This window comes from Palleronia sediminis, from assembly GCF_004358695.1.
Classification (GTDB): Bacteria; Pseudomonadota; Alphaproteobacteria; order Rhodobacterales; family Rhodobacteraceae; genus Palleronia; species Palleronia sediminis.
In genome coordinates, this window is sequence record NZ_SNAA01000005.1 from 42,265 (window position 1) to 61,214 (window position 18,950).

18 protein-coding genes are annotated in these 18,950 nt (G+C 69.5%); all 18 read left to right on the plus strand.

Features of this window, described 5'->3' with window-relative positions:
• The first annotated feature begins 34 nt into the window (after positions 1 to 34).
• The 18 genes from E2L08_RS06155 to E2L08_RS06240 all read left to right on the plus strand — a co-directional run bounded on the left by E2L08_RS06155 (position 35) and on the right by E2L08_RS06240 (position 18,949).
• The gene (locus E2L08_RS06155) at positions 35 to 1,627 is read left to right on the plus strand and encodes a gamma-glutamyltransferase family protein (RefSeq protein WP_133396195.1); all 1,593 of its coding nucleotides are present in this window, start codon (positions 35 to 37) and stop codon (positions 1,625 to 1,627) included.
• A gap of 81 nt (positions 1,628 to 1,708) precedes the next feature.
• Positions 1,709 to 2,713 (plus strand): TRAP transporter substrate-binding protein, encoded by a 1,005-nt coding sequence (locus E2L08_RS06160; protein WP_133396196.1) that lies wholly within the window; start codon positions 1,709 to 1,711, stop codon positions 2,711 to 2,713.
• Positions 2,714 to 2,745: 32 nt separating this feature from the next.
• Positions 2,746 to 3,249, plus strand: coding sequence for a TRAP transporter small permease (locus tag E2L08_RS06165; protein ID WP_133396197.1), 504 nt, complete (start codon positions 2,746 to 2,748; stop codon positions 3,247 to 3,249).
• 16 nt (positions 3,250 to 3,265) lie between these two features.
• Positions 3,266 to 4,549 carry a TRAP transporter large permease gene (locus E2L08_RS06170; RefSeq protein WP_133396198.1) on the plus strand — a complete coding sequence of 428 codons (1,284 nt, stop codon included), beginning with the start codon at positions 3,266 to 3,268 and terminating at the stop codon, positions 4,547 to 4,549.
• Positions 4,550 to 4,628: 79 nt separating this feature from the next.
• Positions 4,629 to 4,826, plus strand: coding sequence for a hypothetical protein (locus E2L08_RS06175; RefSeq protein WP_133396199.1), 198 nt, complete (start codon positions 4,629 to 4,631; stop codon positions 4,824 to 4,826).
• A 7-nt stretch (positions 4,827 to 4,833) separates the two neighbouring features.
• A complete protein-coding gene (locus E2L08_RS06180) occupies positions 4,834 to 6,093 on the plus strand; it encodes a YlbE family protein (protein ID WP_206076976.1) in 1,260 nt (419 codons plus the stop codon).
• On the plus strand, positions 6,090 to 7,604 hold the full coding sequence (gene fdrA / locus E2L08_RS06185; RefSeq protein WP_133396200.1) for an acyl-CoA synthetase FdrA: 1,515 nt from the start codon (positions 6,090 to 6,092) through the stop codon (positions 7,602 to 7,604). Before E2L08_RS06180 ends, fdrA begins: the two co-directional genes overlap by 4 nt.
• Complete coding sequence (locus tag E2L08_RS06190; protein ID WP_133396201.1) at positions 7,601 to 8,563, plus strand: carbamate kinase; 963 nt, start codon at positions 7,601 to 7,603, stop codon at positions 8,561 to 8,563. Before fdrA ends, E2L08_RS06190 begins: the two co-directional genes overlap by 4 nt.
• Positions 8,560 to 9,432, plus strand: a complete 873-nt coding sequence (locus E2L08_RS06195; RefSeq protein WP_133396202.1) for an oxamate carbamoyltransferase subunit AllH family protein — start codon at positions 8,560 to 8,562, stop codon at positions 9,430 to 9,432. The genes E2L08_RS06190 and E2L08_RS06195 overlap by 4 nt, the downstream gene beginning before the upstream one ends.
• A gap of 57 nt (positions 9,433 to 9,489) precedes the next feature.
• Positions 9,490 to 10,182, plus strand: coding sequence for a VIT1/CCC1 transporter family protein (locus E2L08_RS06200; protein WP_133396203.1), 693 nt, complete (start codon positions 9,490 to 9,492; stop codon positions 10,180 to 10,182).
• 98 nt (positions 10,183 to 10,280) lie between these two features.
• Positions 10,281 to 11,051 (plus strand): SDR family NAD(P)-dependent oxidoreductase, encoded by a 771-nt coding sequence (locus tag E2L08_RS06205; RefSeq protein ID WP_133396204.1) that lies wholly within the window; start codon positions 10,281 to 10,283, stop codon positions 11,049 to 11,051.
• Between the two features lie 59 nt (positions 11,052 to 11,110).
• Positions 11,111 to 12,238, plus strand: coding sequence for an ABC transporter permease (locus E2L08_RS06210; protein ID WP_133396205.1), 1,128 nt, complete (start codon positions 11,111 to 11,113; stop codon positions 12,236 to 12,238).
• Positions 12,238 to 13,029 carry an ABC transporter ATP-binding protein gene (locus tag E2L08_RS06215; RefSeq protein WP_133396206.1) on the plus strand — a complete coding sequence of 264 codons (792 nt, stop codon included), beginning with the start codon at positions 12,238 to 12,240 and terminating at the stop codon, positions 13,027 to 13,029. Before E2L08_RS06210 ends, E2L08_RS06215 begins: the two co-directional genes overlap by 1 nt.
• Entirely contained in the window at positions 13,029 to 14,744 is a 1,716-nt protein-coding gene (locus E2L08_RS06220; protein WP_133396207.1) for an MlaD family protein, read from the plus strand. The genes E2L08_RS06215 and E2L08_RS06220 overlap by 1 nt, the downstream gene beginning before the upstream one ends.
• Position 14,745: 1 nt before the next feature.
• Positions 14,746 to 15,372 carry an ABC-type transport auxiliary lipoprotein family protein gene (locus E2L08_RS06225; protein ID WP_133396208.1) on the plus strand — a complete coding sequence of 209 codons (627 nt, stop codon included), beginning with the start codon at positions 14,746 to 14,748 and terminating at the stop codon, positions 15,370 to 15,372.
• A 38-nt stretch (positions 15,373 to 15,410) separates the two neighbouring features.
• Positions 15,411 to 16,307, plus strand: a complete 897-nt coding sequence (locus tag E2L08_RS06230) for a LysR family transcriptional regulator (protein WP_240758133.1) — start codon at positions 15,411 to 15,413, stop codon at positions 16,305 to 16,307.
• A gap of 138 nt (positions 16,308 to 16,445) precedes the next feature.
• Positions 16,446 to 17,990, plus strand: coding sequence for an ABC transporter substrate-binding protein (locus E2L08_RS06235; protein ID WP_133396209.1), 1,545 nt, complete (start codon positions 16,446 to 16,448; stop codon positions 17,988 to 17,990).
• Positions 17,990 to 18,949 carry an ABC transporter permease gene (locus tag E2L08_RS06240; RefSeq protein ID WP_133396210.1) on the plus strand — a complete coding sequence of 320 codons (960 nt, stop codon included), beginning with the start codon at positions 17,990 to 17,992 and terminating at the stop codon, positions 18,947 to 18,949. Before E2L08_RS06235 ends, E2L08_RS06240 begins: the two co-directional genes overlap by 1 nt.
• Position 18,950: the final 1 nt, after the last annotated feature.

Consider the following 18,950-nt stretch of genomic DNA (forward strand, 5'->3'; position numbering starts at 1 on the left):
GTGAGCGTTTACCAAACGGCATCGGAGCGCATGAATGTTGCACACGACCCGCGGATATGGCGGCATGGTCACGGGACCGCATCACCTTGCGGCGCAGGCCGGGCTGGGGGTGCTGCGCGATGGCGGGAACGCGATCGAGGCGATGATCTCGGCCGCCGCGACAATCGCCGTGGTCTATCCGCACATGAACGGGTTGGGCGGCGACGGGTTCTGGCTGATCGGGCGCAAGGGCGAGATGCCCCACGCGATCCAGGCCTGCGGGCGTTCGGCGGAAATGGCGTCGCGCGACTACTACGCCTCGCTGGGGCTCGATGCGATCCCGACGCGCGGGCCGCTCTCGGCGCTGACCGTGGCGGGGGCCGTCTCGGGATGGGGGGCCGCACATGATCTCAGCGCCGCGCGCCATGGCGGGCGGATGCCGCTGTCGCGACTGCTCGAGGATGCGATCCGCCATGCCCGCGACGGGGCCGCGGTGACGCGCACGCTGCATCTCAACACCGCCGCCAAACGCGCCGAGCTCGAGGATGTGCCCGGCTTTGCCGAGGTCTATCTGCCCAAGGGCGCGCCGCTGCCCATCGGGGCGCGCCTGGTTCAGGACCGCATCGCCCGCACGCTCGAACGGATCGCCGAGGCGGGGCCGGAGGATTTCTATCGCGGCGATCTCGCCGCCAGCATGGCCCGCGATCTCGAGGCGGCGGGCAGCCCGCTGCGGCTGTCGGACCTGCGCGATCATCGCGCCGCGGCGGTCGAGGCGCTGTCGGTGATGGTGGGCGGGCATCGCGTCTACAACATGCCGCCGCCGACGCAGGGGCTGGCCTCGCTCATGCTGCTGGCGCTTTACGACCCGATCCGCGCCGACGCGCCCGAGAGCTTCGATTTCGTGCACCGGCTCGTCGAATGTACCAAGGCCGCCTTTCGCGTGCGCAACGACAAGGTGGGCGATCCGGCCTACATGTCGGAACCCGCCGAGAGCTACCTGACCGACGAATGCCTCGACGGGCTCCGGGCCGGGATATCGACCGAACAGGCCGCGCCCTGGCCGCATCCGGCGCAGCCCGGCGATACCGTATGGCTGGGCGCGGTCGACCGCGACGGCCTGTCGGTAAGCTATATCCAGAGCATCTATTGGGAGTTCGGATCGGGGCTCGTTCTGCCCGAGACGGGCGTGACCTGGCAAAACCGCGGCACCGGCTTCAGCCTGGCCGAGCGGCATCCCAACCGCCTCGACCCCAAGCGCCTGCCCTTCCATACGATCCAGCCCGCGATGGCGGATCTGAAGGACGGCCGTTTCATGGTCTACGGCACCATGGGCGGCGAGGGGCAGCCCCAGACGCAGGCCAAGGTCTTTGCCCGCCACGTCCTGCACGGGATGCCGCTTCAGGCGGCGGTTTCGGCGCCGCGCTGGCTTTTGGGGCGGACCTGGGGGGCGGGGACCACGACGCTCAAGATCGAGGATCGCATCGGCGCCGATATCATCGACCGGCTGCGCGCGGCCGGCCACGATGTCGAGGTAGTCGAATCCTATGCCGAGAGCATGGGCCATGCGGGCGCCATCGTGCGTCATCCCGACGGCCTGCTCGAAGGTGCGACCGACCCGCGCAGCAACGGCACGGTCGCCACGAGATAGCGGCGGGCGCGACGCGCCCCTCGTCCGACAGGATACAACCGGCGCACCCGCGCCATTCAGTCAACCGGAAGGGAACGCACCATGAAGATGACCACCATCCTTGCCCCCCTCGGCATCTGCGCGGCGATCGGCGCCGCACCGGCCGCCTTTGCCGAGACGGTGCTGAAATTCCATCACGACCTGCCCGAGGACAGCGCCCAGCATGTCGCCGCCGAACGCTTTGCCGAACTGGTGGCCGAGCGCACCGACGGCGAGATCGAGGTAAAGATTTTTCCCAACAACGCGCTGGCCGACGACGTTCAGGCGGTGCAGCAGATGCAGTTCGGTGCCATCGAGGGGGCGATCATCCCCACCGCGAAGCTGTCGAACTTCAAGCCCGAGCTTCAGCTTCCCGACCTGCCCTTCCTGTTCCCGACCCCCGCCATCGCCCATGCGGTGCTCGACGGCGAGGTGGGCGAGGCGCTGCTCGACAAGCTGGGCGAGGTCGGGCTCGAGGGCGTGACCTTCTGGGAAAGCGGCTTCAAGCAGTTCACCTGCAACAATCCCGTCGACTCGCCCGACGATTTCTCGGGCCGCAAGGTGCGCGTGATGGAAAGCCCCATCATCATCTCGCAGTTCAAGGCCATGGGCGCGACGCCGGTGCCGATCGCCTTTTCCGAGACCTATACCGCGCTGCAACAGCGCGTCGTCGATTGCCAGGAAAATCCCTTCGTTTCGATCGTGAACATGAAGTTCCACGAGGTGCAGAGCGACGTGATCCTCAGCAACCACGCCTATCTCGGCTATGCGCTGGTCTTTTCCAAGATGTGGTTCGACAAGCTCGACCCCGAGACGCAGGAGATCCTGAGGACCGCCGCACGCGAGGTCACGCCGTTCCAGCGCGAGGAAACCGCGCGCCGCGAGGCCGGATATATCGACACGATCAACGAGGGACAGGCGACCCTGACCGAGCTCGCTGCCGACGCCCGCCCCGCCTTCGAAGAGGCGACGCGGTCGGTGCATGACGAGTTCCGCGAGGCCATCGGCGGCGACCTCATCGACCAGGCCTATGCCGAGATCGAGGCGCTGAAGGGCGCAGGGCAGTAAGGGCCGGACGAAACGAAAGGGCGGGTGCCGCGATGTTCAGCAAGCTAGACAAGGCACTCGCCCATCTCGAGGAGGTGTTCATCGCGATCCTTCTCGGATCGGCCTCGGTGATCCTCTTCGCCAACGTGGTGGCGCGCTACGGCTTCAACACCGGCGTCGTCTGGGCCGAAGAGGTCGTGCGCTACCAGATCATCTGGCTGGTCTTCATCGGCAGCAGCGTGGCGGTGCGCAAGGGCATCCATATCGGCATCGACGCGCTGCCGCAGGTCCTGCCTGCGCCGCTGGCCCATGCGCTCAGGGTCGCGGTGCTGTGCATCTGCGTGCTGTTCTGCGCCGCGCTGCTCTACTACAGCATCCTGCTGGTCATGCAGACCCGTGCCTTCGGGCAAAAGACCTCGGCCATGCAGATGCCCTTCTGGATCGTCCAGCTCGCCATTCCCATAGGCGCCGGGCTGATGGGGCTGCGATTTTCGCAGGCCCTGTTCCGAACGCTGACCCGAACCCGGCCGCAAGCCGAAACACAGCTTATCAACTGAACCGGGCGGACCCACGATGAACGCGATATTCTTCTCGCTGCTGGGCCTTTTGCTGGCGTCCAGCACGCCGATCTTCATCGCGCTGGCGGGGGCGGTGATGATCGTCATCTGGCTCGACGGGATGATGCCCATGGCCATCGTGGTCGAGCGGATGTTCTCGGGCATCGACAGCTTTGCGCTGATGGCGATCCCGTTCTTCATCCTGACGGGCAACCTGATGGGGGTCGGCGGGCTCTCGCGCCGGATCGTGGGATTCGCTGACCTGCTGGTGGGGCGGCTGACCGGCGGGCTCGGCATCACCACGGTCTGCTCGTGCATGTTCTTCGGCGCGATCTCGGGGTCGAGCCCGGCCACCGTGGTCGCGGTGGGCAACATCCTCTATCCCGCGCTGACCGACGGGGGCTACAAGAGGCGCTTTTCCATCGGGCTGATCGTGGCTTCGGGCTCGCTCGGCATCATCATCCCGCCCAGCGTCGTGATGATCGTCTATGCGGCCGTGACCGGGGTGTCGGTCGGCGCGCTCTTCATGGCCGGGGTCGGCGCGGGGCTCGTCTATGCGCTGGTCTTCATCGCCTATGCGGTGTTCCACGCGCGGCGCCACGACATCCCCCGCACCCCGCCGCCGACATGGGGTCAGCTCTGGCAGGGGCTCAAGGATGCGTCCTGGGGGCTCGGGGTGCCGGTGGTGATCCTGGGCGGGATCTATGGCGGCATCTTCACCCCGACCGAGGCCGCGGCCGTGTCGGTCGTCTATGCGGGTTTCGTCTCGGCGGTGATCTACCGCGAAAAGACGCCGCGCGAACTTTTCGCCGCGGTGGCGGGGTCGGCGGCGACCACGGCGCAGGTCATGATAATCCTGTCCGCCGCCGGTGTGCTTGCGTGGTATCTGACCTCGCAGGGGCTGGCCGTGGCCATCGCCAACACGATCCTGTCCTTCAGCGACACCCCGACCGAGCTGTTCCTGCTCATCAACGTGGCGGTCCTCGTGGCGGGGATGTTCCTCGACGCGGCCTCGATCATGGTGATCCTCGGGCCGCTTCTCTACAAGGTCGGGCTGACCGTGGGGATCGACCCCGTGCATCTGGGGGTCGTGCTGACCGTCAACGGCGCCATCGGCATGTTCACCCCGCCCTTCGGCCTCAACCTCTTCGTCGCCAGCAGCCTCGGCAACGTGACCTACGAGCAGGCGGTGCGCGGCAGCCTGCCCTTCATCGGGCTGGCGCTGCTGGCGCTCGGCGTCGTGACCTATGTGCCCGAGATCAGCATGTGGCTGCCGCGGCTACTCTATGCCGGGCTCTGAAGGGGCCGCGGCCAGCGCGAGATTGACAAAGTAAAAACTTACTTACTAAGCTCGAGTCGTGCGACAACGGGAGGACCCCATGCCTGCGGATACCAGCCAGACCCCAAGCGGCGCGGCGCGCCTCCTGACCGAAAAGATCGCTGTGGTGAATGTCGGGCTCGACGGGTTCGTCGCCGACCTGCGCGCCAATGCCGTCGAGGTCGTGCATGTCGACTGGGCGCCGCCGGCGGGCGGCGATCCCGAGATGGCCGCGCTTCTCGCGCGGCTCGGGGGGTGATCGGGCCATGGGTGTGATCGAGACGATCCGAACCGCCAACGACACCGCGCTGTCGCGCATCTTTGCCGCCGAGCCGGTGCTCGTCGACGTGATCCCCGCATCCGAGGCGATCCCCGCCCTGACCGAGCGCATGATCCTCCATGCCGGGCCGCCGATCACCTGGGACCGGATGTGCGGCCCGATGCAGGGCGCCGTCGCGGGCATCGCCGTGTTCGAGGGCTGGGCCCCCGATCTCGATGCCGCCGCCGCGATGGCCGCCGCCGGGGACATCGCCTTTCATCCCAACCACCATTTCGACGCCGTCGGCCCGATGACCGGCATGACCACGATGAGCCAGCCGGTCATGGTCGTCGAGAACCGCGCCTTCGGAAATCGCGCCTTCTGCACCGTCAACGAAGGCCTGGGCAAGGTCATGCGTTTCGGCGGCAACGATGCCGAGGTGCTGGACCGGCTGCGCTGGCTGCGCGACGAGTTCGGCCCGAGCCTCGGGGCCGCGCTGCGCGCGCGCGGCGGCATCGGGCTCAAGGCCATCGTCGCGCGGGGCCTCGGCATGGGCGACGAGATGCACCAGCGCAACGTCGCCTGCTCGGGGCTGTTCCTGCGCGAGATCGCGCCCGACCTCGCCCGCACCTGCGAGGATCGCGCGGCGTTGGCGCGGGCGCTGGCCTTCATCGCCGCGAACGACCAGTTCTTTCTCAACGTCGCGATGGCGATGGGCAAGGCGATGATGGACCCCACGCGGGGGATCGAGGGCGCCACGCTCGTCACCGCCATGTGCCGCAACGGCACGGATTTCGGCATCCGCGTCAGCGGCACCGGCGACCGCTGGTTCACCGCCCCCGTCGAGATGCCCGAGGGGCTGTATTTCCCCGGCTACTCGGCCGCGGACGCGAACCCCGACATGGGCGACAGCACCATCGTCGAGACGATCGGGCTGGGCGGGTTCGCCATGGCCGCAGCACCCGCGGTCGCGGGGTTCGTGGGCGCGGGCGCCCCTTCGGCAGCGGCCAATTTCACGCGCACCATGTCCGAGATCACGATGGGCGCGAACCCCGAATGGACCATTCCGGGCGCCGACTATCTCGGCACGCCGACGGGCATCGACATCCGCCGCGTCGTCGATACCGGGCTCGCGCCCGTCATCAACACCGGCATCGCCCATCGCGAACCGGGCATCGGGCAGGTCGGCGCGGGCATCGTGCGCGCGCCCATGGCGTGTTTCACACAGGCCGTGCGGGCCATCGCAGAGGAGCTTGGCGTGGCATGAGCGACGTTCTGGTGAACGAGATCCGGCGGGGCTTCTACCTCGATTCCGTGGCTCTCATGCGGCTTTCGCGCGAGGTGGCCGGCGCCGAGGGCGTGATCGAGGCGGCGCTGATGATGGGATCGCCCTCGAACCTCGCCATCATGCGCGATGCGGGGCTGATCGAGGCGGGCTGCGACGCCCGGCCCAACGACCTGGTCCTCGGGCTGCGCGCCCGCGACGCCGCCGCCGCCGAGGCCGCGAGAGCGCTGGCGCTCGAGGGGCTCGACCGTCCCCGCGCCTCGGCGGCGGCCGAGGACTGGCGCCCGCGCAGCATCGCCGCCGCGACCGAGGCGCTGCCCGCGGCGAACCTCGCGCTGGTCTCGGTGCCGGGCGATTTCGCCGCCACCGAGGCGCGGCGCGCATTGGGCCGGGGGCTCAACGTGCTGATGTTCAGCGACAATGTCGCGCTCGAGGACGAGCGGTCGCTCAAGCTCGAGGCGCGCGAGCGCGGCCTGCTGATGATGGGCCCCGATTGCGGCACGGCGATCCTGAACGGCACGCCGCTCGCATTCGCCAACCGGGTCGCGCGCGGCGCGGTCGGGATCGTCGGCGCTTCGGGCACCGGCATCCAGGAGGTGTCGTGCCTGGTCTCCGAGGCCGGGCGCGGGATCTCGCATGCCATCGGCGTCGGCGGGCGCGACCTCAAGCACGAGATCGGCGGCATCACGACGATGATGGCGCTGGAACTGCTCGACGCGGACCCGGCGACCGACCGGATCGTGCTGATCTCCAAACCGCCCCACCCCGAGGTGGCGGCGGCCGTGCTCGACCGGATCGCCCAAAGCGCCAAGCCGCATGTCGTGTGCTTCATCGGGGCCGACCCGATGGATCTGCCGCCCGGTGCCACGCAGGCCTTCACGCTGCACGAAGCGGCCGAGATGGCGCTGGACGGCGCGCGGATCGGGGCGGGCTTTTCCCCCGACGCCGCCCCGCGCGACATGCAGGGCGAGCGCCGCGCCGGCCGGATAGAGGGGCTGTTCTGCGGCGGCACGCTTGCCGCCGAGGCGCAGATCGTCCTGCGCCGCGCGGGCCGCAACCCGGTCTCGAACGCGCCGGTGCCCGGCGTCGCCCATGTCGGGGACGGCGCCGCGGGCGACCGGGTGCTCGACCTCGGCGCCGACGAATACACCCGCGGCAGGCCCCACCCGATGATCGACCCCTCGGTGCGCGACGAAATGCTGGCCCGCGCCCTGGGCGACGACGCGGTGGGCGCCATCCTGCTCGACCTCGTCATCGGCTTTGGCGCGCATGACGACCCCGCGGGACAGACGGCGGAGGTGCTGGCCGCCCATGCCGGACCGCGCCCGCCGGTGGTGGCCTCGGTCACGGGCACCGCGGCCGATCCGCAGGACAAGGCCCGGCAGGCCGCGACCCTGCGCGCGGCGGGCATCGTCGTCGCGCCCTCGAACGCGCAGGCCAGCGCGCTGGCGGTGACGCTGGCCCAGACCGCCCGCGCCGAGGCCGCGTCATGACCCGCCCTAAGGGCATCCCCGAGCGGCTGCTCATCGCCATCGGCGGCAACGCCACCCACCCCGAGGACATGGCCGGAAGCTCGGGCGAACAGAAAAGCGTCGCCGAGCGGACCGCCGCATCGCTCCTGCCGCTGTTGCGCCATGTTCCCGAACTGGTCGTGACCCATGGCAACGGCCCGGTGGTCGGCAAGATCATGATGCGCCAGATGCTGACGATGGACCGCATCCCGCCGATGTCGCTCGATATCTGCGTGGCCCATAGCCAGGGCGGCATCGGATACCTGCTGATGCAGGCGATGGAGAACGCCCTGCGCGAGGCGGGCGACCGGCGCCACGTGGCCGCGCTGCTGACGCAGGTCGAGGTCGACCCCGACGATCCCGCTTTCGACGCGCCGTCGAAATTCGTGGGCCCGTTCTTTACCGAGGACGAGGCCCGCCGGATCGAGGCCGAGCTCGGCTGGCTCATGCGCGAGGATTCGGGCCGGGGCTGGCGCCATGTCGTGCCCTCGCCCGTCCCGCGCCATATATGCGATATCTCGCGGGTCGACGACCTGGTGAAACGCGGCACGGTCGTGATCGCGGCGGGCGGCGGCGGCATCCCCGTCGTGCGCCAGGGCGCGACCCGCGTGCGCGCCGGGGTGGCCGCGGTGATCGACAAGGACCTGAGTTCCGCGCGAATGGCGAACGTATTGGGCATCGACACGATGATGATCCTCACCGCGGTCTCGCGGGTGGCGATCGATTTCGGCACGCCCCGGCAATCCGACCTGACCGAGATCCGCGTGGACGATCTCAAGCGGCTGCGCGACGCGGGACAGTTCCCGCCGGGCAGCATGGGGCCCAAGGTCGACGCCGCCATCCGCTTTGTCGAGGGCGGGGGCAAGCGCGCCGTGATCGGCCACCTGGACGAGGCGATGGCCGCGCTCGGCGGGGATGCGGGCACCCACGTCCTGCCGTGAGGCCCGCCACGATCGGCATCGCCGCGGCCGACCGGCTCGGCCCCGGCACGGGCGAGGTCGTCGCCGTCTTTGCCCGCTCGGCCTATCTGCGCCTTGCCGGGGGGCTGGTCTGCATCGGCGACGGCACCATCGGCGACGGTCCGATCAACCTGCCCTGCCCCGGCCTGCCGGGCGCCGCACTGGCCGCGCTCGCCCCCGGCGCACCGGTCAGGGTGACGGCGGGGCGGCTTTCGCTCGGCCCCCTCGTGATCGAGACCGGCGGCGTCTCGCGCTGGAGCCCGCCCGCCCCCCCGGTTTTCGACCCTCGCGCCATGGCGCGCGGTCTGGCCGTCTTGCGCCGGGCCGCGCCCGCGCGGGTGCCGGATGGCGGGCTGGGCGCGTGGCTGTGCCCCGACCGGCCGCAAGGCGCGGTTCTGCGCGCCGCGGCGGGGCATCTCGGGGCCATCGCGGATTGGGCGGCGGGACCGGCGGCGCAGGGCGTCCCCGCGGGGGCGGTGGCCGCGCTTTTGGGGCTGGGGCCGGGGCTGACGCCCTCGGGCGACGATTTCCTCGCCGGGGCGCTCGTCGCGCTGCGCCGGGCGGGGCTGGCCGGGCCGCACGACGCGCTGGCCGCCTGCATCGCGCAAGAAGGACCGCGCCGCACCCACGCGATCAGCCTCGCGCATCTCGACGCGGCGGCGCGCGGTTGGCTCCATGCCGATCTGCACGCCGCGCTCGATGCCTTGGCGCGCGGCGGCGACGGCCTTGCTCCCGCGCTGCGGGTGCCGTCCTTCACCGGCCACAGCTCGGGATGGGACGCGCTCGCGGGCTTTGCGCTGACGCTCGACGCCGCGATGGCCGGGCCTTGCCCGTGCGGCCCGGCGGGATAAGGTGACGTATGGCGGGGCGCGTGCGGATCACGCGCGCCACCCCGCCGCGGAGTTACGATGCCACCGGACCATGACAAGCCAGGCGCCCCGGCGCCGAAAGCCAGTCATCTTCGAGACGCCGTCTATGGTGGGATCGACGGTGCGGTGACGACCTTCGCCATCGTCGCGGGGGTGGCCGGCGCGGGGCTGCCCACCGGCATCATTCTCGCGCTCGGGTTGGCCAACGTGGCGGCCGACGGCTTCTCGATGGCGGCGGGCAACTACTCGGGCACCAAGGCCGACCGCGACGACCGCCATCGCCTGCGCGCCGATCTGCACACCCGCATCCAGCGCGAACCGGCCGCGATGCGCGATGCGCTGCGCGAGGTGTTCCGCGCCAAGGGCATGAGCGGCGCGGGGCTCGGGGCGGCGGTCGACGCGATCTCGGCGGATCGCGAGATGTGGGTCGCGATGATGCTGGCCGAAGAGCATGGGCTGGGCTCGACCGAGCCCCGACCGCTGGTCGCGGCCAGCGTCACCTTCGCCGCGTTTCTCGGCGCGGGGATCGTGCCGCTGATCCCCTTCGTACTGTCGCTGCCCGCGCCGCTGCCGGTCTCGGCCGGGCTGACGATGGCGACATTCGCGGCCATCGGCGCGATCAAGAGCCGCTGGTCGTTGACGGCCTGGTGGAAATCCGCCGCCGAGACGCTGCTCATCGGCGGAACGGCGGCGATCATCGCCTATTCCGTGGGAACGCTCTTCGACTTCTGATCCGGGGCCGGTCCGGTCTGGAACAATGCCGCCGCGAGGGGCATGCTGTGGCAAAGCCCGGCCGTCTCGCTGTGCCGGTCAACGAGGAGATCACGCGAATGACACGTTTGCAGGACAAGATCGCGCTCATCACTGGCGGCGCGGCGGGAATCGGGCTCGAGACGGCGCGGCTGTTCCTGGCCGAGGGCGCCAGGGTCGCCCTGGTCGATCTGCGCGAGGACGATCTGGACGCCGCCGCCGAACGGCTCGGGGGCGGCGACGACGTGCTTTGCGTGGCCGCCGACGTCTCGTCGCCCGAGGATACCGCGGCCTATGTCGCGGCGACGCTCGACCGGTTCGACCGGATCGACGTGTTCTTCAACAATGCCGGTATCGAGGGGCGCGTGGCCCCGCTCGTCGACCAGACGATCGAGGATTTCGACCGCGTGATGGCGGTCAACGTGCGCGGCGCCTTCCTGGGACTCAAGCATGTGCTGCCCTCGATGATCGAGCGCCGCTCGGGCAGCGTCATCAACATGTCCTCCATCGCGGGGCTTCAGGGCAGCGCGAACGTGGCGCCCTATATCACGTCGAAACACGCCATCGTCGGTCTGACACGCGCCGCCGCCATCGAGGCCGCGCCCGCGAACGTGCGGGTGAACTCGGTGCATCCCTCGCCGGTGAACACGCGCATGATGCGCTCGCTCGAGGAGGGTTTCGCGCCCGGCGGCGGGGCGGACATGCAAAAGCAGCTTCAGGCGACGATCCCGATGGCGCGCTACGGCGAATCCATCGACATCGCCAACCTCGTGCTGTTTCTCGCCTCGGACGAGGCGGCCTTCATCACCGGCGGGCAGTATCCCGTGGATGGGGGGCTGGCGGCGGGCTAGGCCGTGCGGGCGGCGCCCCGACAGATGCGGGCCGTGACCGCCCGGCCCGGCGCGCGGCCATGACGGCGCAGCGCCCGGACCGGATCGCCCCCGTCATCGCGACCGCCGGGGGCCGCGTCGAGCTTTCGGGCGATCTGCTGATCGGAACGGTGGCGGACCTGGTGTCCCATGCGCCGGCGCCCGGCGCTGACGTGCAGGCGGTCGACCTGTCGCGGGTCGAGCGGATGGACACCGCCGGCGCGTGGTTCGTCCTCGACCTTGCCGCGCGCCTGTCGGGCGGCGACGCGCCCGCCCCGATCGAGGGCGCGAGCGACTCGCAGGCCACCCTGCTCGACACCGTGCGCGAGAACATGCCCCGCGCGACCCCCGCACCCGAGCCGCGCGCGTCGCTCACCGACCGGATCGCGCGGCTGGGCCGGGCGACCTATGGCGTCGGGCTGGTCGCGGTCGAGATGACGGCGTTTCTGGGACAGGTCGTCGCCGCGCTGGCGGGGCTGGTGCTGCGGCCGCGGCGGCTGCGGCTGACCTCTCTCGTCCACCACATGCAGGAGGTGGGGTGGAACGCCATCCCCATCGTCACGCTGATGGCCTTCCTCATTGGCGTGGTGCTGGCCTTCCAGGGCTCGGCGCAGCTCAGGCAGTTCGGGGCCGAGGTCTTCGTCGTCGACCTCATCGCCATCGCCGTGCTGCGCGAGCTGGGCATCCTGCTGACCGCGATCATCGTCGCGGGGCGCTCGGGCTCGGCCTTCACCGCCGCCATCGGGTCGATGAAGATGCGCGAAGAGGTGTCGGCCATGCGCACGCTGGGGCTCGACCCGGTGCAGATCCTCGTGGTGCCGCGCGTGCTGGCGCTGTTCCTGACGCTGCCGCTGCTGGGCTTCATCGCCGATGTCGCGGGGCTGGTGGGCGGCGCGGTCATGTCCTGGATCGAGCTCGGCGTGTCCCCGGTGGTGTTCCAGTCGCGGCTGGTGGCCAATATCGACCTGTGGCAATTCGGCGTGGGCATCATCAAGGCCCCGTTCTTCGCCCTCATCATCGGGGTGATCGGCTGCTACGAGGGGTTGAAGGTCGGCGGAAACGCCGAGTCGCTGGGCCGCCTGACCTCGACCTCGGTCGTGGTGGCGATCTTCATGGTCATCGTGGTCGATGCGCTGTTCTCGATCTTTTTCGCATTGGTGGGTGTCTGATGGAGGACGATGCCGATCGGCCGATCATCCGGGTGCGCGGGCTGGTCAAGAGCTTTGGCAACCACACCGTGCATGACGGCGTCGATCTCGACGTGCGCCGCGGCGAGATCATCGGCATCGTCGGCGGATCGGGCACCGGGAAATCGGTCCTGCTGCACCAGATCGTCGGCCTGCTGAAACCCGATGCCGGGCGGATCGAGGTGTTCGGCGAAAGCGTGCGCGACACTTCGGACGAGGAATACCGCGCGTTGCGCCGCCGGTGGGGCGTGATGTTCCAGGACGGCGCGCTGTTCTCGTCGCTGACCGTGCGCCAGAACGTCGAGGCGCCCATGCGCGAGCAGCTCGACCTGCCCGACGACCTGCGCGAGACGCTGGCGGGGATCAAGGTGCGGATGGTCGGGCTGCCCGACAACGCGCAGGGCAAGTATCCGTCGGACCTGTCGGGGGGGATGCGCAAGCGGGCGGGGTTCGCGCGCGCCATCGCGCTCGACCCCGAGATCGTGTTCCTGGACGAGCCGACCGCCGGGCTCGACCCCATCGGGGCCGCGGCCTTCGACACGCTGATCGGCCAGTTGCAGACGGCGCTGGGGCTGACGGTGTTCATGGTCACGCACGATCTCGACTCGCTTCACGCGATCTGCGACCGGGTGGCGGTGCTGGCCGAGAAAAAGGTGCTGGCGGTGGGCACGATGGACGAGATGCTCAAGGTGGACCACCCCTGGGTTCACGAGTACTTTCACGGACCCCGCGCCCGCGCCGCGTTGGCCGGGACTGCGTCGGAGGGCGATTGATGGAAACGCGCGCGAATTTCGTCCTGATCGGCGCCTTTACCCTCGCGGGGATCCTCGGCGCGCTGGGCTTCATGATCTGGCTCGCCAATGTCCAGCTCGACCGGGAATACGCCTATTACGGGATACTCTTCGACGACGTGTCGGGGCTCGATTCCTCGGGCGACGTGCAGTTCAACGGCATCGACGTGGGCCAGGTGCTCGAACTCGATATCTACGACGAAGACCCCTCCAGGATCTTCGTGCGGATCGAGGTCGATGCCGCGACCCCGGTGCGCGAGGACACGGTGGCGCAGCTCAGCTCGTCGGGCGTCACCGGCGTCTCGTATATCTCGCTGTCCAATTCGCGCCGCGAGGCCCCGCCCCTGACCGCCGACGAGGGCGAGGTGCCGATCATCGCCTCGCGCCCCTCGACCCTGCAACAACTGGTCGACACGGCACCCGACCTGCTCGCGCAGGCGACCGACCTGCTGGCCGAGTTCCAGCGCATCGCGGGGCCCGAGAACCAGGCCTATGTGACGAGCATCCTGCGCAATCTCGATACCGCCTCGGGCGGGCTCGACCGCGCGCTTTCCGATTTCTCGGACATCACCGGCACCGTGGCCGATGCGACCACGCAGATCGGCGGGTTCGCCGACCGGCTCGACGAGTTCGGGGGCGCGGCGCAGACGACGCTGTCGGGGGCCGACACGGCGCTTGCCGCGGCCACCCGCGCCTTCGACGCCGCCGAGACGACGCTGACGGGCTCGCGAGACGCCATCGACAGCGCCGCCGCGGCATTCGCACAGACCGAGGCGCTGATGCAGGACGAGGTGCCCGCCATCCTCGCGCAGATCCGCGAGACGGCCGCCGCGCTGGATGCCGCGGTGGCCGATATCTCGGGCCGGACGGGCAGCGCCATCGACGGGTTCGGGCAGACAGCGGACCTGCTGAACGCGCGGCTCGCGCAGCTCGAGGGGACGCTTTCCGAGGCCGAGACCGCCTTTGCCGCCGTCACCGAGGCGTCGGACAGTTTCGACCTGTTGGTGGATGGCGACGGCGCGCTGCTGGTATCCGAGGCCCGCGACGTGCTGGCCGATTTCCAGGCCACGCTCGCCACGGTCGAGGGGATCGTCGAGACCGACGTGCCCGCCGTCGTGGCCGATATCCGCGGCGCGGTCGCGCGCGCGTCCGAGGCGGTCGACCGCGTGGCGGATGACGTGACCTCGGCCACCGGGCGGCTCGATCCGCTGGCCGAGGACGCGCAGGCCGCGCTGGTCTCGGCGACCGCGCTTTTCGACCGCGCGCAGGGAACGCTCGACGGGCTCGACGGGGCGCTGGCCGCGGCCGAGACCACGCTGCAATCGGCCGACCGGACCTTCGGCGCGGCGACCGATGCGCTCTCGACCGATTTCGCGCCGCTGCTGGGCGATCTGCGCGCCGCCTCGGACCGGGTGCGCGACGCCGCCGAAGGGATCGCCGAGGACCTGCCGCAGGTCACGGCCGACCTGCAGGGGCTCATCGCGCGCGCCGATGGCGTGGTCGCGCAGGTTCAGGGCGTGGTCGGCGACGCCGCGCCCGGCATCCGCAGCTTTACCGGCAGCGGGCTGAACGAACTGACCGGCCTCAGCGCCGAGGCACGGACGCTGGTGCAATCGCTCGAACAACTCGTGCGGCGGATCAGGCAGGACCCGGCGCGGTTCCTGCTCGACGACCGCGTTCCCGAATACCGGAGGTGACATGACGCATCTGACCCCCCTGACCCGACGCACGGCCCTGCTCGGCGCGGTCGCCGCCCTTGCGGGGTGCAGCGCGGTGTCGTCGCTGAACAACGCCGCGACGCCGCTCGACACCTTCGATCCGATCCCGGTGCCGGGGTCGCGCTCGGGGCCGCGGTCGTCGCGCACGATCCTCGTGGCGCGGCCGCTGGCGCCGGCCTCCATCGAAAGCGACCGCATCGTCATCAAGCCCGACCCGCTCAGCATCGCCTACCTGCCCGAAAGCCGCTGGCCGGACGAGCTGCCGGCGGTGATGCAATCGCTGCTGGTCCGGTCGATCGCGGGGACCGGGCGCGTGGGCTATGTCGGGCCGGGCGAAGGCGGGCCGGTGCCCGATATCGCGGTTCTGACGCGCATCGACGCCTTCCAGGTCGAGACGGTGGGCCAAGGGTTCGAGGTCGCGGTATCGGTCAACGTCACCCTGCTGCGCGACCGCGACCAGAGCGTGATCGCCTCGCGCGCCTTCGACCAGCGCGCGGCCGCCGCCGACGATGTCGCCCGCGCGGTCGTGCCCGCGTTCCAGTCGGCCCTGAACGTGATCCTGCCCGAGATCGCCGACTGGGTCGTGCGCAGCGTCGCCACCGGCTGAGCCGCCGGGGGCCCGCCCCGTCACAGAGGAGCCCCGCGTTGGACCCGCTGCACCGCCTGCCCTCGATCAAATCGCTCGTGGCCTTCGAAGTGGTGCTGCGCCATCGCAGCTTTTCACGGGCGGCGCAGGTGCTGGGCGTGACGCAAAGCGCCGTCAGCCGTCAGATCGCCAAGCTCGAAACCCATGTCGGCACGGCGCTGTTCGTTCGCGACACGGTCGGGGTCGACCTGACCGAGGCGGGCGAGCGCTATTCCCGCGAGATCTCGCGCGTCGTGGCCGCGCTCAACCAGCTCGGCGGGGCGAACCAGACCTGGCTCGGCCGCGACAGCGTCACGCTGGCCTGCACGCAGGGGGTGGGCGAGCTGTGGGTGCTGCCCCGCCTGCCGGCCCTGCGCGCGGCCTTTCCCGATCTCGAGATCGAGCTGCGCATCTACGAGAGTTTCACCCTGCTGCGCTCGGACGAATACGATCTCGCCATCTCGTTCCACGACACGCCCCCCGATCTCGACACGCTGGGGCAGTTGGGGCACGAGGATACGGTGCCCGTGATGGCGCCCTCGCTGCCGCCCCTGTCCGAGCAGGAGGCGCCGCTCCTGCTGACGATGGAGCGGGCTTTGAGCGGCTGGACGGACTGGAGCAACTGGCTCGGCATGACCGGGCTGGAGCTGCCCGAGCCCACGATGCGCTGGAAGCTCGGCAATTACTGCCTGTGCATCGACGCGGCGGCGCGCGGTCTCGGGGTCGCGATGGGATGGGTGTGGCTGTTGCAGGACGACCTTGCCTCGGGGCGGCTCGTGCTGGCCGATCCGCGGCATTTCCGGGCCGGAGGACGGTATTACCTGACCCTGTCGGAATACCGCAACCAGCGCCAGATCACCCGGCGCGTGGGCCAATGGCTGCTCGACAGCGACGGGGCGACCGCCGTCACTGCATGACCTTTTGGCATGACTCGATGCAAAGACAGCATTTGCCCCGCGGCTACGGGGGTTTTAGGGTCGTCGAAATCACGACAGGCCCTTCTTGCGGATCGACCGCGCCCCGGACACCGGGGTGCCCTATCGAGGAATCGACCTATGCCCAATGCGTTCAATCTCAATCGTCGTCAACTCATGGCCGGTATGGCCGGAGCGGGACTCGTCGGTCTTTCCGGCCTCCCGCTTGCCGCGCAGACGACGCCGGTGCGCGGCGGGGTTCTGGTCATGGGGATCGGCGGCGGCTCGACCACCGACGACGTGGACGTGCGCAAGCTGCAGGACTGGGTGCCTGTCAACCAAGCCTACATGCTGATGAACGGGCTGGTCGAGATCGACGCCGACAACCGCGCGGTGCCCGAACTCTTCGAAAGCTGGGAGGCCGCCGAAGGTGCCGATGACTGGGTCTTCAACGTCCGTCAGGGCGTGACCTTTCACAACGGCAAGACCCTGACCGCCGACGATGTGGTCTATTCGCTGAACCTGCATCGCGGCGACACCACGTCGAGCGCGCGTTCCATCGCCGAGGCGTTCAAGACGGTCGAGAAACTGTCGGACAGCCAGGTGCGCATCACGCTCGAAAGCGGCAATGCCGACCTGCCCTACGTGCTGTCGGACTATCACTTCCTCGTCGTGCCCGACGGGTTCACCGACTGGTCGCGCCCGGTCGGCACCGGCCCCTTCGTCTTTGAAAGCTACGAGCCCGGCGTCCGCTCGCGCTTCGCGCGCAACGAGGATTACTGGAAGCCCGGCTGCGCCAATGTCGACGCGGTCGAGGTGATCGTCATCAACGATATCGCCGCGCGCACCAATGCGCTGATGTCGGGGCAGGTCCACGCGATCAACAGCCTCGATTTCAAGACCGTCGACCTGCTGCGCCGCGAGCCCAACCTCCAGATCGTGCAATCGCAAAGCGGCCAGCATTTCACCTTCCTCATGGATTGCACGCAGGCGCCCTTTACCGACAACAACGTGCGCCTGGCGGTGAAATACGCCATCGACCGCCAGCAGCTTCTCGATACCGCGCTGCTGGGCTACGGGCGGATCGGCAACGACCACCCGATCCCGGTCACGGACCGCTTCCACAACACCGAGCTCGCGCAGCGGACCTTCGATCCCGACCGGGCGAAGTTCCACCTGCGCGAGGCCGGGCTCGACGCGCTGCCGGTCACGCTGTCCTCGTCGGACGCGGCTTTTGCCGGCGCCGTCGATGCCGCCGCGATCTACCGCACCTCGGCCGCGGCCGCGGGGATCGACGTGACCGTGGATCGCCAGCCGACCGATGGCTACTGGGACAACGTCTGGATGAAGAAACCCTTTGCCATGTCCTATTGGGGCGGCCGTCCGACCGCGGACCAGATGCTGACCATCGCCTACCAGTCGACCTCGGCGCAGAACGACACGCATTGGTATCGCAAGGATTTCGACGCGCTGCTGATCGAGGCCCGCGCCATCCTGGATGAAAACCGCCGGCGCGAGATCTACTGGACGCTTCAGGAAATGATCCATGTCGACGGCGGCGCGATGATCCCGATCTTCGGGGATTACCTCGACGGCGTCTCGAACGAGGTGCAGGGCGTGACGCCGCATCCGATGTTCAACCTGATGGGCGCGCGCATGGCGGAAAAAGTCTGGCTCGACGGCTGATGTGGAGACTGATCCTCGCACGGCTGGCGCAGGGGATCGTCACGCTCTGGCTCGTATCGGTGCTGGTCTTTGCTGGCACCCAACTCTTGCCCGGCGACGTGGCGGCCTCGATCCTCGGCCAGAACGCGACCCCCGGCGCGCTCGAGGCGATCCGCCGCGAGCTGGGCCTGAACGAGCCGGCGATCTGGCGTTATTTCGATTGGCTGGGCGGCTTCGTGCAGGGCGATCTGGGCATGTCGCTGACCAACCGCCAGCCCGTGTCCGAGCTGCTGTGGCCGCGTTTCGGCAACACGATGGCGCTCGCGGCCTATGCGGCGGCGATCGGCGTGCCGCTGGCCACCGCGCTCGGCGTGCTGACCGCGATGCTGCGCGGCAGCGTGTTCGACCGGGTGTCGAATATCGGGGCGCTGGCGATGGTGTCGCTGCCCGAGTATTTCCTCGGGCTGCTGCTCATCCTGTTCTTTTCGGTCAAGTGGAACCTGTTGCCGAGCCTCGCCAATGTCTATCCCGGCATGGGGTTCTGGGCCTGGATCGAGGCCACGACGCTGCCGATGCTGGTGCTGCTGCTCGTGACCGCGGCGCAGATCATGCGCATGACGCGCACGGCCGTGCTGTCGGTGATGGACGCGCCCTATATCGAGACCGCCTGGCTCAAGGGGCTGCGCACCGGGCGCGTGGTGCTGCGCCATGCCGCGCCCAACGCGGTCGCGCCCGTCATCAACGTGGTTGCCTTCAACGTCGCCTATCTCATCACCGGGGTCGTTCTGGTCGAGGTGGTGTTCAACTATAACGGGCTGGGGCGGTTCATGGTCGATGCCGTGTCGAAACGCGACCTGCCGATGGTGCAGGCGGCCGCCATGGTATTCGGCGCGGTCTATGTGCTGCTGAACATGGTCGCCGATATCGGCGCCATCGCCGCCAACCCGCGCCTGCGTCACCCGCGCGAGACGGGGGCGTAAC

Bases quoted from the DNA above. Each gene is read 5' to 3' on its own strand.
- E2L08_RS06220 (WP_133396207.1), top strand. From the start codon at position 13,029: ATGGAAACGCGCGCGAATTTCGTCCTGATCGGCGCCTTTACCCTCGCG.
- E2L08_RS06190 (WP_133396201.1), top strand. From the start codon at position 7,601: ATGACCCGCCCTAAGGGCATCCCCGAGCGGCTGCTCATCGCCATCGGC.
- E2L08_RS06165 (WP_133396197.1), top strand. From the start codon at position 2,746: ATGTTCAGCAAGCTAGACAAGGCACTCGCCCATCTCGAGGAGGTGTTC.
- fdrA (WP_133396200.1), top strand. From the start codon at position 6,090: ATGAGCGACGTTCTGGTGAACGAGATCCGGCGGGGCTTCTACCTCGAT.
- E2L08_RS06170 (WP_133396198.1), top strand. From the start codon at position 3,266: ATGAACGCGATATTCTTCTCGCTGCTGGGCCTTTTGCTGGCGTCCAGC.
- E2L08_RS06225 (WP_133396208.1), top strand. From the start codon at position 14,746: ATGACGCATCTGACCCCCCTGACCCGACGCACGGCCCTGCTCGGCGCG.
- E2L08_RS06180 (WP_206076976.1), top strand. From the start codon at position 4,834: ATGGGTGTGATCGAGACGATCCGAACCGCCAACGACACCGCGCTGTCG.
- E2L08_RS06200 (WP_133396203.1), top strand. From the start codon at position 9,490: ATGCCACCGGACCATGACAAGCCAGGCGCCCCGGCGCCGAAAGCCAGT.
- E2L08_RS06240 (WP_133396210.1), top strand. From the start codon at position 17,990: ATGTGGAGACTGATCCTCGCACGGCTGGCGCAGGGGATCGTCACGCTC.
- E2L08_RS06215 (WP_133396206.1), top strand. From the start codon at position 12,238: ATGGAGGACGATGCCGATCGGCCGATCATCCGGGTGCGCGGGCTGGTC.
- E2L08_RS06155 (WP_133396195.1), top strand. From the start codon at position 35: ATGTTGCACACGACCCGCGGATATGGCGGCATGGTCACGGGACCGCAT.
- E2L08_RS06210 (WP_133396205.1), top strand. From the start codon at position 11,111: ATGACGGCGCAGCGCCCGGACCGGATCGCCCCCGTCATCGCGACCGCC.
- E2L08_RS06175 (WP_133396199.1), top strand. From the start codon at position 4,629: ATGCCTGCGGATACCAGCCAGACCCCAAGCGGCGCGGCGCGCCTCCTG.
- E2L08_RS06235 (WP_133396209.1), top strand. From the start codon at position 16,446: ATGCCCAATGCGTTCAATCTCAATCGTCGTCAACTCATGGCCGGTATG.
- E2L08_RS06205 (WP_133396204.1), top strand. From the start codon at position 10,281: ATGACACGTTTGCAGGACAAGATCGCGCTCATCACTGGCGGCGCGGCG.
- E2L08_RS06160 (WP_133396196.1), top strand. From the start codon at position 1,709: ATGAAGATGACCACCATCCTTGCCCCCCTCGGCATCTGCGCGGCGATC.